This window comes from Bradyrhizobium acaciae (assembly GCF_020889785.1).
Taxonomy (GTDB): Bacteria; Pseudomonadota; Alphaproteobacteria; order Rhizobiales; family Xanthobacteraceae; genus Bradyrhizobium; species Bradyrhizobium acaciae.
Window position 1 is genome coordinate 1 of sequence record NZ_JACMYK010000171.1, and the last position, 14,532, is coordinate 14,532.

13 protein-coding genes are annotated in these 14,532 nt (G+C 64.7%); 2 read left to right on the plus strand and 11 right to left on the minus strand.

Annotated elements, in window-relative coordinates; genetic code table 11:
* The 10 genes from H8A92_RS35705 to H8A92_RS35750 all read right to left on the minus strand — a co-directional run.
* The coding region (locus H8A92_RS35705; protein WP_229200007.1) for a sensor histidine kinase at positions 1 to 986 on the minus strand (986 nt) is incomplete at its 3' end.
* On the minus strand, positions 983 to 1,423 hold the full coding sequence (locus tag H8A92_RS35710; protein WP_229200008.1) for a response regulator: 441 nt from the start codon (positions 1,421 to 1,423) through the stop codon (positions 983 to 985). The genes H8A92_RS35710 and H8A92_RS35705, both read right to left, overlap by 4 nt.
* Complete coding sequence (locus H8A92_RS35715) at positions 1,420 to 2,961, minus strand: sensor histidine kinase (RefSeq protein ID WP_229200009.1); 1,542 nt, start codon at positions 2,959 to 2,961, stop codon at positions 1,420 to 1,422. Before H8A92_RS35715 ends, H8A92_RS35710 begins: the two co-directional genes overlap by 4 nt.
* A 100-nt stretch (positions 2,962 to 3,061) precedes the next feature.
* The gene (gene accC, locus H8A92_RS35720) at positions 3,062 to 4,420 is read right to left on the minus strand and encodes an acetyl-CoA carboxylase biotin carboxylase subunit (RefSeq protein WP_229200010.1); all 1,359 of its coding nucleotides are present in this window, start codon (positions 4,418 to 4,420) and stop codon (positions 3,062 to 3,064) included.
* Between the two features lie 25 nt (positions 4,421 to 4,445).
* Positions 4,446 to 4,946: an acetyl-CoA carboxylase biotin carboxyl carrier protein gene (gene accB / locus H8A92_RS35725; protein WP_229200011.1), complete on the minus strand. Its 501-nt coding sequence runs from the start codon at positions 4,944 to 4,946 to the stop codon at positions 4,446 to 4,448.
* A 52-nt stretch (positions 4,947 to 4,998) separates the two neighbouring features.
* Positions 4,999 to 5,484 (minus strand): type II 3-dehydroquinate dehydratase, encoded by a 486-nt coding sequence (gene aroQ / locus H8A92_RS35730; RefSeq protein WP_229200012.1) that lies wholly within the window; start codon positions 5,482 to 5,484, stop codon positions 4,999 to 5,001.
* Between the two features lie 336 nt (positions 5,485 to 5,820).
* Entirely contained in the window at positions 5,821 to 6,696 is an 876-nt protein-coding gene (locus H8A92_RS35735) for a DUF1236 domain-containing protein (protein WP_229200013.1), read from the minus strand.
* Positions 6,697 to 6,825: 129 nt separating this feature from the next.
* On the minus strand, positions 6,826 to 7,776 hold the full coding sequence (locus H8A92_RS35740; protein ID WP_229200014.1) for a hypothetical protein: 951 nt from the start codon (positions 7,774 to 7,776) through the stop codon (positions 6,826 to 6,828).
* Positions 7,777 to 7,909: 133 nt separating this feature from the next.
* Positions 7,910 to 8,677, minus strand: a complete 768-nt coding sequence (locus H8A92_RS35745) for a DsbA family protein (protein ID WP_229200015.1) — start codon at positions 8,675 to 8,677, stop codon at positions 7,910 to 7,912.
* An 87-nt stretch (positions 8,678 to 8,764) separates the two neighbouring features.
* Positions 8,765 to 10,171: a M48 family metalloprotease gene (locus H8A92_RS35750; RefSeq protein WP_229200016.1), complete on the minus strand. Its 1,407-nt coding sequence runs from the start codon at positions 10,169 to 10,171 to the stop codon at positions 8,765 to 8,767.
* Positions 10,172 to 10,411: 240 nt separating this feature from the next.
* Between H8A92_RS35750 and H8A92_RS35755 the strand changes: the two genes are divergently transcribed.
* On the plus strand, positions 10,412 to 11,599 hold the full coding sequence (locus H8A92_RS35755; protein ID WP_229200017.1) for a pyridoxal phosphate-dependent aminotransferase: 1,188 nt from the start codon (positions 10,412 to 10,414) through the stop codon (positions 11,597 to 11,599).
* A 184-nt stretch (positions 11,600 to 11,783) separates the two neighbouring features.
* Positions 11,784 to 13,118, plus strand: coding sequence for a dicarboxylate/amino acid:cation symporter (locus H8A92_RS35760; RefSeq protein WP_229200018.1), 1,335 nt, complete (start codon positions 11,784 to 11,786; stop codon positions 13,116 to 13,118).
* A gap of 7 nt (positions 13,119 to 13,125) precedes the next feature.
* Here H8A92_RS35760 and H8A92_RS35765 read toward each other — a convergent pair whose 3' ends face one another.
* Positions 13,126 to 14,358 (minus strand): NAD(P)/FAD-dependent oxidoreductase, encoded by a 1,233-nt coding sequence (locus H8A92_RS35765; protein WP_229200019.1) that lies wholly within the window; start codon positions 14,356 to 14,358, stop codon positions 13,126 to 13,128.
* Between the last annotated feature and the right edge of the window lie 174 nt (positions 14,359 to 14,532).

Sequence of the window (14,532 nt, forward strand, 5' to 3'; positions counted from 1 at the left end):
TCGAGCTTGGCGGCCATCGCCGCGACGATGCGCTGGCCCATTCCGGTGCCGCGCGGGTCGGCCTTGTCGGAGTAGCCCACGCCCTCATCGCTGATCGCGAGCTGCACGTCGTCGGCCTGCGGTTTCAGCTCGACATGGATCGGGCCGGCGCCGTCGGGATAGGCGTATTTCACGGCGTTCATCACCAGCTCGTTGACGATGATGCCGATCGCAACCGCGCGGTCGGGATCGATCTCGACCGGGTCGGCTTTCAGCGTCAGCCGCGACATCTTGTTGCCTTCGGCCGATCGCCTGAGATCCTCGAGCAGTGCCTCGAGATACTGATTGAGCATCACCGTCTTGAAATCGTGCGAAGTGTAGAGGCGGCGATGCACCTGCGCGACTGCGGCGACACGGCCCATCGCATTGGTGAGCGCGGCCTTGACATCCGGCTGGCTCGCGGAATTGGCCTGCAGATGCAGCAGCGAGGCGATGATCTGCAACGAATTGCCGACGCGATGGTTGACCTCGCGAAGCAACACTTCGCGCTCGGCGGCGAGCGCCGCATAGCGGTCGCGCGAGGCGTGCACCTCGGCTTCGGCTTCGTCGCGCGCCTTCTGGATCGCGGCGCGCCGGATCGCGCCGTTCACCGCGACCTGCAGCAGGGGGATGAATTCGCCCCTGACGTCCTTGACCAGATAGTCCGCCGCGCCGGCCTTCAGCGCGGTGACGGCAATCGCCGAATCCTGCGAGGCGGTGACGAACACCACCGGCGGGGCGTCCGTAATCTTGAGCATCTGCTCCAGCGTCTCCAGCCCGTCGAGGCCGGGCATGTACTGGTCGAGCGCGACGACGTCGATGCCGCCCTGGGCGAGCCGTTCCAGGCCCTCCTGGCCGCTTGCGGCATGCACGACCTTGTAGCCCGCGCGCGTCAGCCCGCGTTCGACCAGGCGCGCCAGCGCCGCGTCGTCGTCGATATAGAGCAGCGTCGGCGTTGCGTTGGTCATAGGGAAGCTGGCGGCACCTGAATCACGGAAAAGAACAGGCCAAGCTGGCGAATGGCGTTGGCAAAGCTTTCGTAGTTCACCGGCTTGGTGATGTAGACGTTGCAACCGAGTTCGTAGCAACGCTTGATCTCCTGGCTGTCGTCGGTGGTGGTCAACACGACCACCGGCGTCGACTTGAGATGCTTGTTTTCCTTGACCCGCTTCAGAATGTCGATGCCGGTCATGTCGGGCAGATTGAGATCAAGCAGGATGAGCAGGGCCTGGTTTTTGCGCTCGACGGCGCTGCCATCCTTGCCGAACAGGTAGTTCACGGCGTCTGTACCGTTGGTGAATGGGACGATCTCATTGTTGACACCCGAGCGCCGGATATTCCGCTCAATCAGGCGGGCGTGGCCCTCATCGTCCTCGATCATGATGATGGTGACTGGATCGCTCATGATTCCCTATCCCGGTTCTTGTCTGAGGTCTTGCCTGACCAATTGATAGGCAGCGTGATCGTGAATGTGCTGCCGCTGTGAAGTTCCGATGCTACCGACATGGTGCCGCCCAGTCTGCGCACAAGTGCGCGGACATGGGCAAGTCCGATGCCCTGACCGGGCTTGTCCTGGGTGCCGGCGCGGCGGAACAGGTCGAAGATGCGCTGGTGGTCCTTTGGATCGATTCCGCGGCCGTTGTCGGTGACCTCGAAGATCGCAAAGCCTAGCTTGGTGCGGCCCTTGACCGAGATCTCGCCGGGCACGCCGTTCCTGAGGTACTTCAGCGCATTGTCGATCAGGTTGGAGAATATCTGCTCCAAAGCGAGGCGATCGCTGACAATGTTCGGCAGCGCGCCGACCTCGACGGTCGCATTGGCCTCGACTGCCTGGTGGGCGACGGTCTTGACGATGCCGTCGATCAGCTCGCGGAGGTCGATGCCCTCGGGCTTGAACTCGCGGCGGCCCTCGCGGGTGAGATTGAGGATAGCGCTGATCAGGCGGTCCATCTTGGCGATCGACGATTTGATGAAGCTGAGCGATTCGCTGAAATCGTCGGACAGCTGCTTGTCGGAGCCTTCGAGCTCGGGCTCGGCCACGTCAGTGGCGTCTTCCGGCATCGCCGGCGCCAGCGATGCGGTGCGACTGAGCGTGGCGATGCGCTTGAAGATATCGCCGCGCAGTTCCTCCAGCTCGCTGGTGAAGCCCATGATGTTGACCAGCGGCGAGCGCAGATCGTGGCTGACGATATAGGCGAAGCGCTGGATCTCCTCATTGGCCTCGCGCAGGTCCGCGGTGCGCTCGTCGACGATGGTTTCGAGATTAACGTTGCTGTCGCGCAGCCTGGCTTCGGCCTCGTCGCGCGCCCGAGAGGATTGCCGCAGCAGCACCAGCGAAAGCGCGGCGAGCGCCAGCACCATGCAGGAACCGGCGATGGTGACGGAGGAGGCCAGCACCTGGGTCTTGTCTGCAGTCGCGGTGCGCGTCGCCAGCAGGCGGTCCTCTTCGGTGCGCATGTCGCGGCCGATCCCGGCGATCGCCTCCAGCGCGTCGGTCGATGTGCCCTTGCGCAGGATGTCGACGCTGGCGGCGACATCATTGTTCTTGACGCGCTCGATGGTGAGGGCGAACTCGGCCAGCCGTTGCTCGACGGCGGACTTTAGCTTCGCGGTATTGGCAACCTGCGCCGGATTATCGGCCGTCATCATCTGGAGATGGTTGAGCGCAGCCGGGATTCTTGCTGCCGCGGACTCGTACTCGGACAGGTACTGCGGTGCTGCTGTCAACAGATAGGCCCTGGTCGCGCTTTCGGCGCGCCTGATGTCAACCAGCAGGTTGGCGACTTCGCTCTCGGTCTCGACGGTATGGACAACCCAGGTGTTGTCTTCGCGCGCCTTGTTGACCAGCAGCACGGACGCCACGCTGACCGCGACCAGCACGAAAAATCCAGCTGAAAGCAGCAGGATCTGCAACGTGGATCTGCGTCGTGAAACTGCTGTCACGACGGTCTCTGTGCGGGAGTGGGATTCAATGCGTCCCCGTGGAAAGCCAATACCCCTCAAATACGCTTGAACAGGGCCTTCGGTTCCACCGGGTTCCAAACTATTTTGCGGCGTCGGGTGGCTGGCCCGCGAGGTACTGCTCGAGCCAGTGGATGTGGTAGTCGCCTTCGATGATGTCGGGCTCGCGCACCAACGCGCGGAACAGCGGCAGCGTCGTCTCGATCCCGTCGACCACCATCTCGTCCAGTGCCCGCCGCAGCCGCATCAGGCATTCGCCGCGAGTCTTGCCGTGCACGATCAGCTTGCCGACCAGCGAGTCGTAATAGGGCGGGATCACATAGCCCTGATAGACGGCGGAATCGATCCGCACGCCGAGGCCGCCGGGCGGATGGAATTGCGTGATCCGTCCGGGCGACGGACGGAAGGTCTGCGGGTTCTCAGCATTGATACGGCACTCGATGGCGTGGCCGATGATCGCGATGTCGCTCTGCTTGGCCGGAAGCTCGCCGCCGGCGGCAATCCGGATCTGCTCCAGCACCAGATCGATGTCGGTGATGCTTTCGGTGACGGGATGCTCGACCTGGATGCGGGTGTTCATTTCGATGAAATAAAACTCGCCGTCCTCGTAGAGGAATTCGATGGTGCCGACGCCGAGATACTTCATGTCCCGCATCGCCTTGGCGCAGGTCTCACCGATCCTGGCGCGCGCGGCCGCCGCGAGTACGGGCGAGGGGCCTTCCTCCCAGACCTTCTGGTGACGGCGTTGCAGCGAGCAGTCGCGCTCGCCGAGATGGATGGCGCCGCCGCGGCCATCGCCGAGAATCTGAATCTCGATGTGGCGCGGCTTCTGCAGGTATTTCTCCAGGTAGACCGAGGCGTCGCCGAACGCCGATCTGGCCTCGTTGGCCGCGGTCGAGAGCGCCAGCGCCAGATCAGCCTCGGTGTGCGCGACCTTCATGCCGCGGCCACCGCCGCCGGCCGCCGCCTTCACCAGCACCGGGAAGCCGATCTCCCTGCCGATGGCGAGCGCATCGGCCTCCGAGGTTACCGCGCCGTCCGAGCCGGGCACCACGGGAATGCCGAGGCGCTTGGCGGTCTTCTTGGCTTCGATCTTGTCGCCCATCAGGCGGATGTGCTCGGCCTTCGGTCCGATGAAGCCGAGATTGTGGTCGGCGAGGATCTCGGCGAAGCGCGCGTTCTCCGACAGGAAGCCGTAGCCGGGATGCACGGCGTCGGCGCCGGTGATCTCGCAGGCCGCGAGCAGCGCCGGTATGTTGAGATAGGAATCCTTCGAGGGCGGCGGCCCGATGCACACGCTCTCGTCGGCGAGCCGCACATGCATGGCGTCGGCGTCGGCGGTGGAATGCACCGCGACGGTGGAGATGCCGAGCTCCTTGCAGGCGCGCAGCACGCGAAGCGCGATCTCGCCGCGATTGGCTATGAGGATCTTGTCGAACATCGCTGCGCCTGACGTTGACGGGAAGCTATTCAATGATGACGAGCGGTTCGCCGAATTCGACGGGCTGGCCGTCCTCGACGAGGATCTGCGTCACGGTGCCGGCGCGCGGCGACGGGATCTGGTTCATCGTCTTCATCGCCTCGATGATCAGAAGCGTCTGGCCGGCGCTGACCTTGGTGCCGACTTCAATGAACGGCTTGGCGCCCGGCTCGGGCGACCAATAGGCGGTGCCGACCATCGGCGAGGGCACGGCGCCCGGGTGCTTTGCCAGATCGGTCGCAGCGGCAACGGCGGCAGCAGGCACTGCCACGGCGGCCGGCGCGGCAACCGCATGCAGGGAAGGCACCGATGCCGCGATGCTGATGTTGCGGGCGACCCGGACGCGCAGGCCGGCGCGCTCGATCTCGATCTCGGTGAGGTTGGTCTCAGCAAGCAGAAGCGCGAGCTCGCGAATGAGGACGCTGTCGTCGCTCTTCGAATCGTTCTTGGACTTTGCGGCTGATTTGTCGTCTGGCTGGCGCGCCATGTTGTTTGATCCGAAATCTCTGTCTGGTGACGGGGAACGTCAGGATGGACGATTAAGTCTTTGGCTTGGCATCGGTCCTGGCATCGGTCTTCGCACCAATCCTGGTGGCGAGACCGATGATCGCAAGCCGGTAGCCGTCGATACCGAAGCCGCAAAGCGACGCGAAGGCGGCTTTAGCAGTGAACGAGTGGTCCCGGAAGCTTTCGCGGGCGTGGATGTTGCTGACATGAACCTCGACGGCGGGGATCTTGACCGCAACCAGCGCGTCATGCAGCGCGATCGAGGTATGGGAGTAGCCGCCGGCGTTGATGATGATGCCGACCGCCTTCTTGGCGTGGGCCTCGTGGATGAAGTCGATCAGCTCGCCCTCGCGGTTGGACTGTCGGCAGTCGGCAATCAGCCCGAACTGGCGCGCCGTGTCCGCGCACAGATTCTCGACGTCGGCGAGGGTGGCGTGGCCGTAGGTCTCCGGCTCGCGCGTCCCCAACAGGTTGAGGTTCGGGCCGTTCAGCACGTAGATCGTTCCGGCAGCAGCCATTCCAAAGATTCCTGCCAAGGGTTCCGGCAATGGTCCCAACAAGGGTTCCGGGCGAGGGGTGGAGTGGGCCGGGTTATAGGTAACAACCGGCCGCAGGGGAAGCCTTTAGGTGAAATCGGAACGTCTTCAACAGCTTCTCCCGGGCTGTTAGGTGGTTGCCGTAACCTGCGGAAATTGCTGATTAACCAAACTTCGTGGAGGACACGGCGGCGCGGCCTCCCGGGCGCGCCATCCACCGGGGACTGCGGGGTTGGCCCAATGCAAAACCCCGCCCCTGAGGGGCGGGGTTGAGCGTGGAGCGAAGGCCCATCCAGGCACCCTCGCGCCGAGGCTGGGTTAGCCCTCGATGATGTAGACGATCTCGTGCGTCTCCGGCTCCACGATGATGTAGCGGCCCTTGACCAGGATGAAGTCATAACCGCGCCACTGCGGGTAGATCGACACGACCCGCTCCGGCAGCGGATAGAAGTGCACGTCAGCCGGGACGCGGGTGCCGACCGCCACGTTGAAGTTCACATTGGTGACTTCGGTGACGTGCTCCGACCTGATCGCGGTCGAGATCTGGGTGCGCTTCTCGGCCGGCGGAGCCGCGGTGGCCGACGTCGCCGCGTTGCCCGTCGTGGTCTGGGTGCGGCTGGTATCGTTGGTCTGGGCGCGGTTGGTGTCGGTCGGGTTCTTGGTCTGAGCGTTCTGGTTGGTTGTTGCGCCGCTCTTGTCACGGCTCTCGGCGGCGTTGTTGCGATCGCGGCCCTCGCGGCTTTCCGCGTTCATCTTGCCGCTCTTGTCACGCTCCTCGGCCTTCATGTTGCCGTTCTTGTCGCGGCCCTCGGCCTTCATGTCCTTCGAGCTCTCCTTGGAGCCCTTGGTGGCTTCGTTCTCCGAGCTCATGCCCTTCGACTTCTGCGTATTCTCCTGGGCCCCCTTGGTGGTGGCACCGGACTTCTCGGACTCGGCACCCTTCATGCTCGACGAGTCATCCTTCATGCCTGACGAAGACTGACCAGTCGTGGAGTGCTCGGAACCCTTCATGCCGCCCGACTCATGCTGCATGGTGCCCGACGACGCGCCGCCAGACGGTGCAGAGTGCTGCGTGGTCGCACCACCGCCGGCCCCGGACTCCCTGTTGGCACCGCCGGCGCCCTGAGCATTCGCGAAACCGGTGCCGGCGATCAGAGCCGCCGCGGCGACCGAAATCAGAAAGCGTTTATTCATTACATTCCTCCTCGTATTTCAGCATTGCCCGCGCCGACAACGGAGGAAGGTGTGCGATGTTCCTGTGGATTTGCGGTTCCCCGCGGTTTGTTTCTCGTATGAATGCACGATGAACAATGCGCACGCGTTTCAACCGCAGGCCCAGTCGAACTCCATGCTGGCAAGATCGAGCTGGCCGTTGCCGCCGCCGAAATTGAAGCCGCCGAAATGTTCTTCGATCTCGAGATAGGTCGCGCTGTATTTCGGCGTCCACTGGTTCGGAAACATCGTGCCGCCGAGATGGTTACGGCCGTGCAGCCGTTCGAGACCGTGCGCGCTGCCGTCTTCACCGTAAGGCGCGATGTAGTCGCCGAGCTCGCCCTTGTGCAGCAGATGGTCGCGCGGCGGCTTGCCGACGTTGGGGTCGCCGTCACGTGGCGCAATCCCGATGCCGTAAGCATGGTGTCCGGCCTCGGGGATGCAGCCGAACAGGCGATACCAGTACGTCTTTTCCAATTGGTCGGTGCGCGTGGTGCGGCCGACGTGGACGTCGAACGCCGTGCGCGCCGCGCCCTTCACCAGCCAGCGTGGCGGCGAATTGGCTTCCAGCAATGGATTGCCGGCGAGCTGCGGCGGTTGGCAGAGCGGTCCTGCGAACTCGGTCTCCGTGAGCCAGATCGCCACGAAATTGCGGTCGATGATGTCCTTCATCCGAAACTCCATCGGATGACGGTTCTGCCGATAGGCGAAGTACGGCAGCAGATTGCGATCGGCCGGACGCTCGACGGTCTCAGCATTGAGATATCGCGCGACCGCCTCGATCTCGACGGGCTCGTCATATTGCTGGTCGGCGAACATCGCGAGCGCAACGTAGGACTGGCCCTTGGCGCGATACTGCGAAGGGATCCGCAGCGTGAAGCAGTGCTGCATCGGAAAGCCATCGTGAGGGCTCAGCGGCCATTGCTCGGTGCGAATGCCTGACGGCAGGCCGTAGCACCAGCCGTGATCATGGTCGGAGCCACGTTGTGGCGCCGTGTTCAGGAGCGTGAGGTCGTAGCCAAGGGTAGGCGAGGCCTGAAGAGTAGGTGAGGCCAGGGACATGGCGCGCGGTTTCCGTGATTGGTGATGGCTCTTGGTTGCAGCCCGCGCGGCATTGGTTCGGTGACGGCAATAAAAAAATCCGGCTGCCTGGCAGCCGGATTCTGCTGATTGAATGGGCGCCGTCGAGGGACGATCAGCAGGTCGCCTTGCCGCAGCGGGCAATGCCGATCTTTTCCTTGAGATTGTCGACGCCGACGGCACCGACAACGACCTGCTTGCCGATCACGTAGCTCGGCGTGCCGTTCATGCCCATGGATTCGGCGAGGCGGAAATTCTCCTCGATGGTCGCCTTCACCTCGGGGCTCGCCATGTCCCTCTCGAGCTTGGTCATGTCGAGGCCGACGTCCTTTGCGACCGCCATCGCGCGGGCCTTGTCGGCGGCGCCGCGGCCACCCAACAGCTTCTGGTGAAACTCGAGATACTTCTTGCCGGTCGGGTCCTGCATGCGCACGGCGACCGCGACCTGCGCGGCCTCGACCGAGCCCTGGCTCAGCACCGGGAATTCCTTCAGCACAACCTTCAGCTTCGGATCCGACTTCATCAGGTCCATCATGTCGGACATCGCGCGCTTGCAGTAGCCGCAATTGTAATCGAAGAACTCGACGAAGGTGACGTCGCCGTCCTTGTTGCCGAGCATGACGCCGCGCGGCGAATTGAAGATGGTGTCGGCGTTCTTGGCGACGCTCTGCTCATGCTTCTCGGCTTCAGCCGCCGCCTGCCGCTTGCTGAGTTCGTTCATCGCCTCTTCGAGCACCTCGGGATGCGAGACGAGGTAGTTGCGCACGATGGTCTCGATGTCGCCGCGCTGGGTATCGTTGAAGCTCTGCGCGGACGCCGACAGCGGCGCGGCGCAAACGCCGAGCGCGAGCAGGGCAGGGGCAAGAAAACGAAGCGCTGGCATGACAAAATCCTTGTTCGAGGTGGCCCGAAATACGGCGCGGCCGTGAGCCGGTTTCGGGGGATCGTTGTATGGAACTACGGTTTATTTCTAGTTGTTTTTCTGACCCGGCATGGGCTTGGCGCTCACAATGTCGTCAGCTTTGACCCAGCCGGGCGTGCCGATCGCGAACCGCGTCTTGGCGCGCGACGCAAGGTCGCGGGCGGTCTTGGTGTCGCCGCGGAGATAGGCGGCCTGCGCCGAGGCCAAGTCGGCCTGGGCATAGTCGCCCTTGCGGCCATAGGCCATCGCGAGCTGGGTGTAGCCGAGCGGCGCCTCGGGCTCGCGGCCGACCGCGGCCCGCAGCATGTTGATCGCCTCGTCGGTCAAGGCCTTGTTGTCGGAGGCGACCAGCGCCTGGCCGAGCAGCATCTCGATCAGCGGCGAATTGCCGGACATCTGCACCGCGCGGCGCAGCGGCGCGACGGCCTCCGCCGGCCGGCCGCCTTCGAGCAGCGCCTGACCGCGCAATTCGTAGAAATAGGGATTGTTGGGCTGCGCCTGGATCAAGCTGTCGATCTGCGCGATCGCCGAACGCAGATCGCCGTGCAGATAGGTCGTGATCGCGCGTGCGTAGCGCGCCGGCATGCTGGTGTTGGTCAGCGGATAGCGGCGGTAGACCGTATCCTGCCGCTCCATGAAGCCGGAGATCTTGGCGCGCATCATGTCGTGACGCAGCTGCAGCGCCGGATCGTCCTTCTTGTCCCAATAGGGGCTCGAGCGCGCCAGCTCCTGCAGCGCCGAGACGCGATCGACCGGCATCGGGTGCGACTGCAAATAGGGGTCGGTGCCGCGCGAGGCGAACAGGCTCTCGTCGGTGAAGCGCCTGAACGTCTCGTACATGCCCTTGGCGGACTGTCCGGTCGCGTTCAGGAATTTGACGCCGGCGCGGTCGGCGTTTTCTTCCTGCTGGCGCTGATAGGACAGCAGCGTGCGCTGAATCACCGTCTGCGGGGCCGAGATCGCCGCGGCGCCGGCGCTGGAAAGGCCGTTTCCACCGCCCCGGCCGCCTGCGCCGGCGGCGATCGCGCCGACGCCGAGCAGCATCGCGATGATCATCTGGGTCTGCGCCTGCGCCAGCTGCTCGCGCATCTTGGCGAGATGGCCGCCTGCGAGATGGCCGGTCTCGTGCGCCAGCACGCCAATGATCTGGTTCGGTGTCTCCGATTGCAGCAGCGCGCCGTAGTTGACGAAGATGCGGCGGCCGTCGGCGACGAAGGCGTTGAACGAGCTGTCGTTGATGATGACGATCTGGATATTCTGCTTCTCCAGACCGGCGGCGCGCAGGATCGGCCTGGTGTATTCGCGCAGCAACTGTTCGGACTCGGTGTCCCGCAGCACCGGTGGGCCCTTTCCCTGGGCTTGCGCTGGGACGACCGGACCGATGGCGAGCGTGACCGCGGTCAGCACTGCGATGAGCTTGGAGGTCGTGGTGCGAAGCCTGAGGCGGAACAGCATGGGCGATCTATCGGCGAGGGCTGGCCGCGCCGGCGCAAAACCGGGTTCCGGGCCGGACCGGATCAGGCGCGTGGCGCAGTCTGTTGTTTTTGCAGTTCTTCTTCACGCGAACCGGGTATTCACTTGGGGTATTCACTTGGCCTGAAAGCGTTATAAGGAGCCACCGAATGCGGCCAGTCTGGGGCGGCAGGCGGTAGCGGGAACCCGAATTCGGCAGCGGCCGTGCAATAGCAGAAATCCATGCGTGAAGCGACAGCGAGAGACCGTGTGAGCAGCCTTTTGACAGCGTCCGGCCGGAGCGATGTTCCGCCGTTCATGGTGATGGACGTGATGGCCGCCGCGGCGCGAATCGAGGCCGCCGGCGGCCATGTCATCCACATGGAGGTGGGGCAGCCGGCCGCATCCGCGCCGAAGCCGGCGATCGCGGCCGCGCAGGCCGCACTTCTGGACGGTCGGATCGACTACACCTCGGCGCTCGGTATTCCCTCGCTGCGCGCACGCATCGCGCGGCATTACCGCGACACGTATGGTTGCGCGGTCGACGCCGAGCGCATCATCGTCACCACGGGCTCGTCGGGCGGGTTCATCCTGGCGTTTCTTGCGATGTTCGAGCCGGGCGACCGGGTCGCGGTCACCGTGCCCGGCTATCCGCCGTATCGTCACATCCTGACGGCGCTCGGTTGCGAGCCGGTACTGATTGAGACCTCCAACGACACCCGCCACGCGCTGACCGGCGAGGCGCTGCTGGCTGCCCATCGCAAGGCGCCGCTGAAGGGTGTGCTGGTCGGCAGTCCCGCCAACCCGACCGGCACCATGATGTCGCGCGAGGCGCTGTCGAGCCTGATGGCCGCTGCCGACAGCGCAGGCATCCGTTTCATCTCCGATGAGATCTATCACGGCCTTGACTACGCGTTTCCTGCGGTGACGGCGGCGGAGCTGTCGCCGAACGCGCTCGTGATCAACTCGTTCTCGAAGTACTTCTGCATGACCGGCTGGCGCGTCGGCTGGATGGTGGTGCCCGAAATGCTGGTGCGGCCGATCGAACGGCTGCAACAGAATCTGTCGATCTCGGTGCCGACCCTGTCGCAGATCGCGGCCGAAGCGGCGTTCGAGGGGCGGGAGGAGATGGAAGCGATCAAGCGCGGCTACCAGGAGAACCGCCGCATCCTGATCGAAGGCCTGCCCAGGGCCGGGCTGACCAAGTTCCTGCCGGCCGACGGCGCGTTCTATCTCTATGCCGACGTCTCCGACTTCACCTCCGACAGCTTCGCCTTCGCCAGCGAGATGCTCGAGAAGGCGCATGTCGCAGCGACCCCGGGCGTCGATTTCGATCCGATCCACGGCCGCGCCTTCATCCGATTTTCCTATGCGCGTTCGGCTTCGGAGATGCAGGAAGCGGTTGCGCGGATCGCGCATTGGCTTAAATAGCCGGCAATCTTCAAGAGCCCTCCGCCTTGTCGGTTGGATCGGTTTCGCATGCGCTGGCCCCGGTTTCGCAGAGCAGCACGCGACAGATCGCCGCGGATAAACGGCAGGGCCCGCACAGTTCCATTTGACTTGAACGGCCAAGTTGATCTTGGCTGTTTCCGCCATTTCTGAGGGGGAGTGACACATGGCAACGGCAACCGTTGCCACGGCTTCACCGGCGTCTGCCGGCAGCAAGCCGTGGTACAAGATTCTCTACGTGCAGGTTCTGATCGCGATCGTGCTCGGCGCGCTGGTTGGCGCGTTCTGGCCGTCGCTTGCCACCAATGAGTGGATCAAGGCACTCGGCGACGGCTTCATCAAGCTGATCAAGATGGTGATCGCACCGATCATCTTCTGCACGGTGGTCTCGGGCATTGCACATATCCAGGATGCCAAGAAGGTCGGCCGCATCGGCGTCAAGGCGCTGATCTATTTCGAGGTCGTCTCGACCTTCGCGCTGGTGATCGGATTGCTGATCGGCAATATCGTGAAGCCGGGCGCGGGCTTCGGCAATGCGGCGGCGAACGCGCAGGCGGTTGCCGGTTATGCCAAGCAGGCGGAGGCGCAGAAGAGCGTCGACTTCGTGCTGCACATCATCCCGGACACCGTCGTCGGTGCCTTCGCGCAGGGCGAGATCCTGCAGGTGCTGCTGTTCTCGGTGCTGTTCGGCTTCGCGATCATGGGCCTCGGCGAGCGCGGCCATACCATCCGCTCGTTCATCGACGATGCCGCGCATGCGGTGTTCGGCGTCATCTCGATCGTGATGCGGGCGGCGCCGATCGGCGCGTTCGGCGCGATGGCCTTCACCATCGGCAAGTTCGGCACCGGCGCGATCCTCAACCTGATGGGGCTGATCGCGACGTTCTACCTGACCGCGGCGCTGTTCGTCCTCGTGGTGCTCGGCATCATCGCGCGGATCGCAGGGTTCTCGATCTTCCGGTTCCTGGCCTACATCAAGGACGAGCTCCTGATCGTGCTCGGCACCTCGTCGTCGGAGAGCGCGCTGCCGTCATTGATGGAGAAGCTCGAACGGCTCGGCTGCTCGAAATCCGTGGTCGGCCTCGTGGTGCCGACGGGCTATTCGTTCAACCTCGACGGCACCAACATCTACATGACGCTCGCGACCTTGTTCATCGCACAGGCGCTGGGCTACGACCTTTCGTTCAGCCAGCAGCTCACGATCCTGGTGGTGGCGATGCTCACTTCGAAGGGTGCCTCCGGCATCACCGGCGCGGGCTTCATCACGCTGGCGGCGACGCTTGCGGTTGTCGATCCGCGGTTGGTGCCGGGCATGGCGATCGTGCTCGGCATCGACAAGTTCATGAGCGAGTGCCGCGCGCTGACCAATCTGTGCGGCAACGGCGTCGCCTGCGTGATCGTGGCCTGGTGGGAGGGCGAGCTCGACCGCGACAAGCTCAACGCCAATCTCGCCCGGCAGATCGACCCGACCGACATGGAAACCGCGCTGACGACGGATTAGTTTGACGTCAGAACCTGTCCAACCGATACGGCGAGGTGTCCACTGCGGATGCCTCGCCGTTCATCGTTTCGGCGAGCACCCGGGCCGTCGCCGGGCCGAGCGTGAAGCCCTGATGGCCGTGACCGAAATTCACCCACAGCCCGCGATGGCGTGGCGCCGGCCCGAGCACCGGCAGCATGTCGGTGGTGCAGGGGCGGGTGCCGAACCACGGCTCGGGCTCGACGCGGCTGCCGATCTCGATCAGCTCGCGCGCGGCGGCTTCCGCATGGCCGAGCTGGATCGGCGTCGCCGGCGCATCGGGACTGGTCAGCTCCGCGCCGGTGGTGATGCGGATGCCCTTGGCCATCGGCGCCATTGCATAGCCGTTCGCGGTGTCGACCAGCGGCAGATCGAGCGAGCGGCCGCCCTGATAGTGCATGTGGTAGCCGCGCTTGCGCACCAGCGGGATCCGGTAGCCGAACTTGCGCAGCAATTGCGGTGACCACGGCCCGAGTGTGACGACGACGTGGGCGGCATCGATCCGGCCGACGCTGGTGTCGACCGACCAGCCGGACGTCGTCTGCGTCAGCGTCTGCGCGTCGCCGTTCAGCAGGGTCCCGCCGAGGCGCTCGAACAATCCGGCATAGGCGGACACGAGACCGCCGGGGTCCGACACGGTCCACGGCCCGAGCCAGTGAATGGCGCCGGGCAGATCGTCGCGCAGCAAAGGCTCCGCTCTGGCAAGCTCCTTGCCATCGAGCACGCGGAACGTCACGCCGAAGTCACGCTGGTTCTCTTCGGCGACGGCGATCGCCTGCTCCAGCGCCGCCGGGTCGCGATGCAGCAGGCGATAGCCGGCGCGGCGGATCAGATTGTCGGCATGGGCATCGCGGATCAGCGTGTCGTGCTCCGCGGTGGCGTAGGCGATCAGGCGCGCCCAGGCGAGGGTGGCTTCGCGGTGCCGCTCGGGCGTCGAGTTCCACCAGTAGCGCAGCAGCGGACCCGCGTGCTGCGGCAGCGAGGCCAGGCGATAGCGCACGTCGTTGGTGCGCCCCATCGCGATCCTGGCGAGTGTCGCGGGATCGCGCGGCATCGGATAGGGCCGCACCGCCTCGCTCTGAATGATGCCGGCATTGCCGTAGCTGGTCTCGCGGCCGGGTTCCTTGCGGTCGATGAGCGTGACCGACCAGCCGCGGCGTTGCAAATGCAGCGCTGTGCTGACGCCCACCATGCCGCCGCCAAGAACGATCGCGCTTTGCATCGGGTCCGTCTCCGTCAGGCTCCGTCACGCCGGCGTCTGACGAACGGAGTGCCTGTCCAATAAAAACGCCCGGCGTGAACCGGGCGTTTTGACTTGTAGGGGGCCTTAGTTGCCGCCGCCGAAGCGGCGCGACCACCAGCCCTTGCGGGCCGGAGCCTCGGCCGCTGCGGCTGG

What these genes read in the sequence shown, in the direction of transcription:
- H8A92_RS35735 (WP_229200013.1), bottom strand. Translation starts at nt 6,696, where the DNA reads ATGAATAAACGCTTTCTGATTTCGGTCGCCGCGGCGGCTCTGATCGCC.
- H8A92_RS35765 (WP_229200019.1), bottom strand. Translation starts at nt 14,358, where the DNA reads ATGCAAAGCGCGATCGTTCTTGGCGGCGGCATGGTGGGCGTCAGCACA.
- H8A92_RS35760 (WP_229200018.1), top strand. Translation starts at nt 11,784, where the DNA reads ATGGCAACGGCAACCGTTGCCACGGCTTCACCGGCGTCTGCCGGCAGC.
- H8A92_RS35710 (WP_229200008.1), bottom strand. Translation starts at nt 1,423, where the DNA reads ATGAGCGATCCAGTCACCATCATCATGATCGAGGACGATGAGGGCCAC.
- H8A92_RS35755 (WP_229200017.1), top strand. Translation starts at nt 10,412, where the DNA reads ATGCGTGAAGCGACAGCGAGAGACCGTGTGAGCAGCCTTTTGACAGCG.
- H8A92_RS35740 (WP_229200014.1), bottom strand. Translation starts at nt 7,776, where the DNA reads ATGTCCCTGGCCTCACCTACTCTTCAGGCCTCGCCTACCCTTGGCTAC.
- H8A92_RS35750 (WP_229200016.1), bottom strand. Translation starts at nt 10,171, where the DNA reads ATGCTGTTCCGCCTCAGGCTTCGCACCACGACCTCCAAGCTCATCGCA.
- H8A92_RS35745 (WP_229200015.1), bottom strand. Translation starts at nt 8,677, where the DNA reads ATGCCAGCGCTTCGTTTTCTTGCCCCTGCCCTGCTCGCGCTCGGCGTT.
- aroQ (WP_229200012.1), bottom strand. Translation starts at nt 5,484, where the DNA reads ATGGCTGCTGCCGGAACGATCTACGTGCTGAACGGCCCGAACCTCAAC.
- accB (WP_229200011.1), bottom strand. Translation starts at nt 4,946, where the DNA reads ATGGCGCGCCAGCCAGACGACAAATCAGCCGCAAAGTCCAAGAACGAT.
- accC (WP_229200010.1), bottom strand. Translation starts at nt 4,420, where the DNA reads ATGTTCGACAAGATCCTCATAGCCAATCGCGGCGAGATCGCGCTTCGC.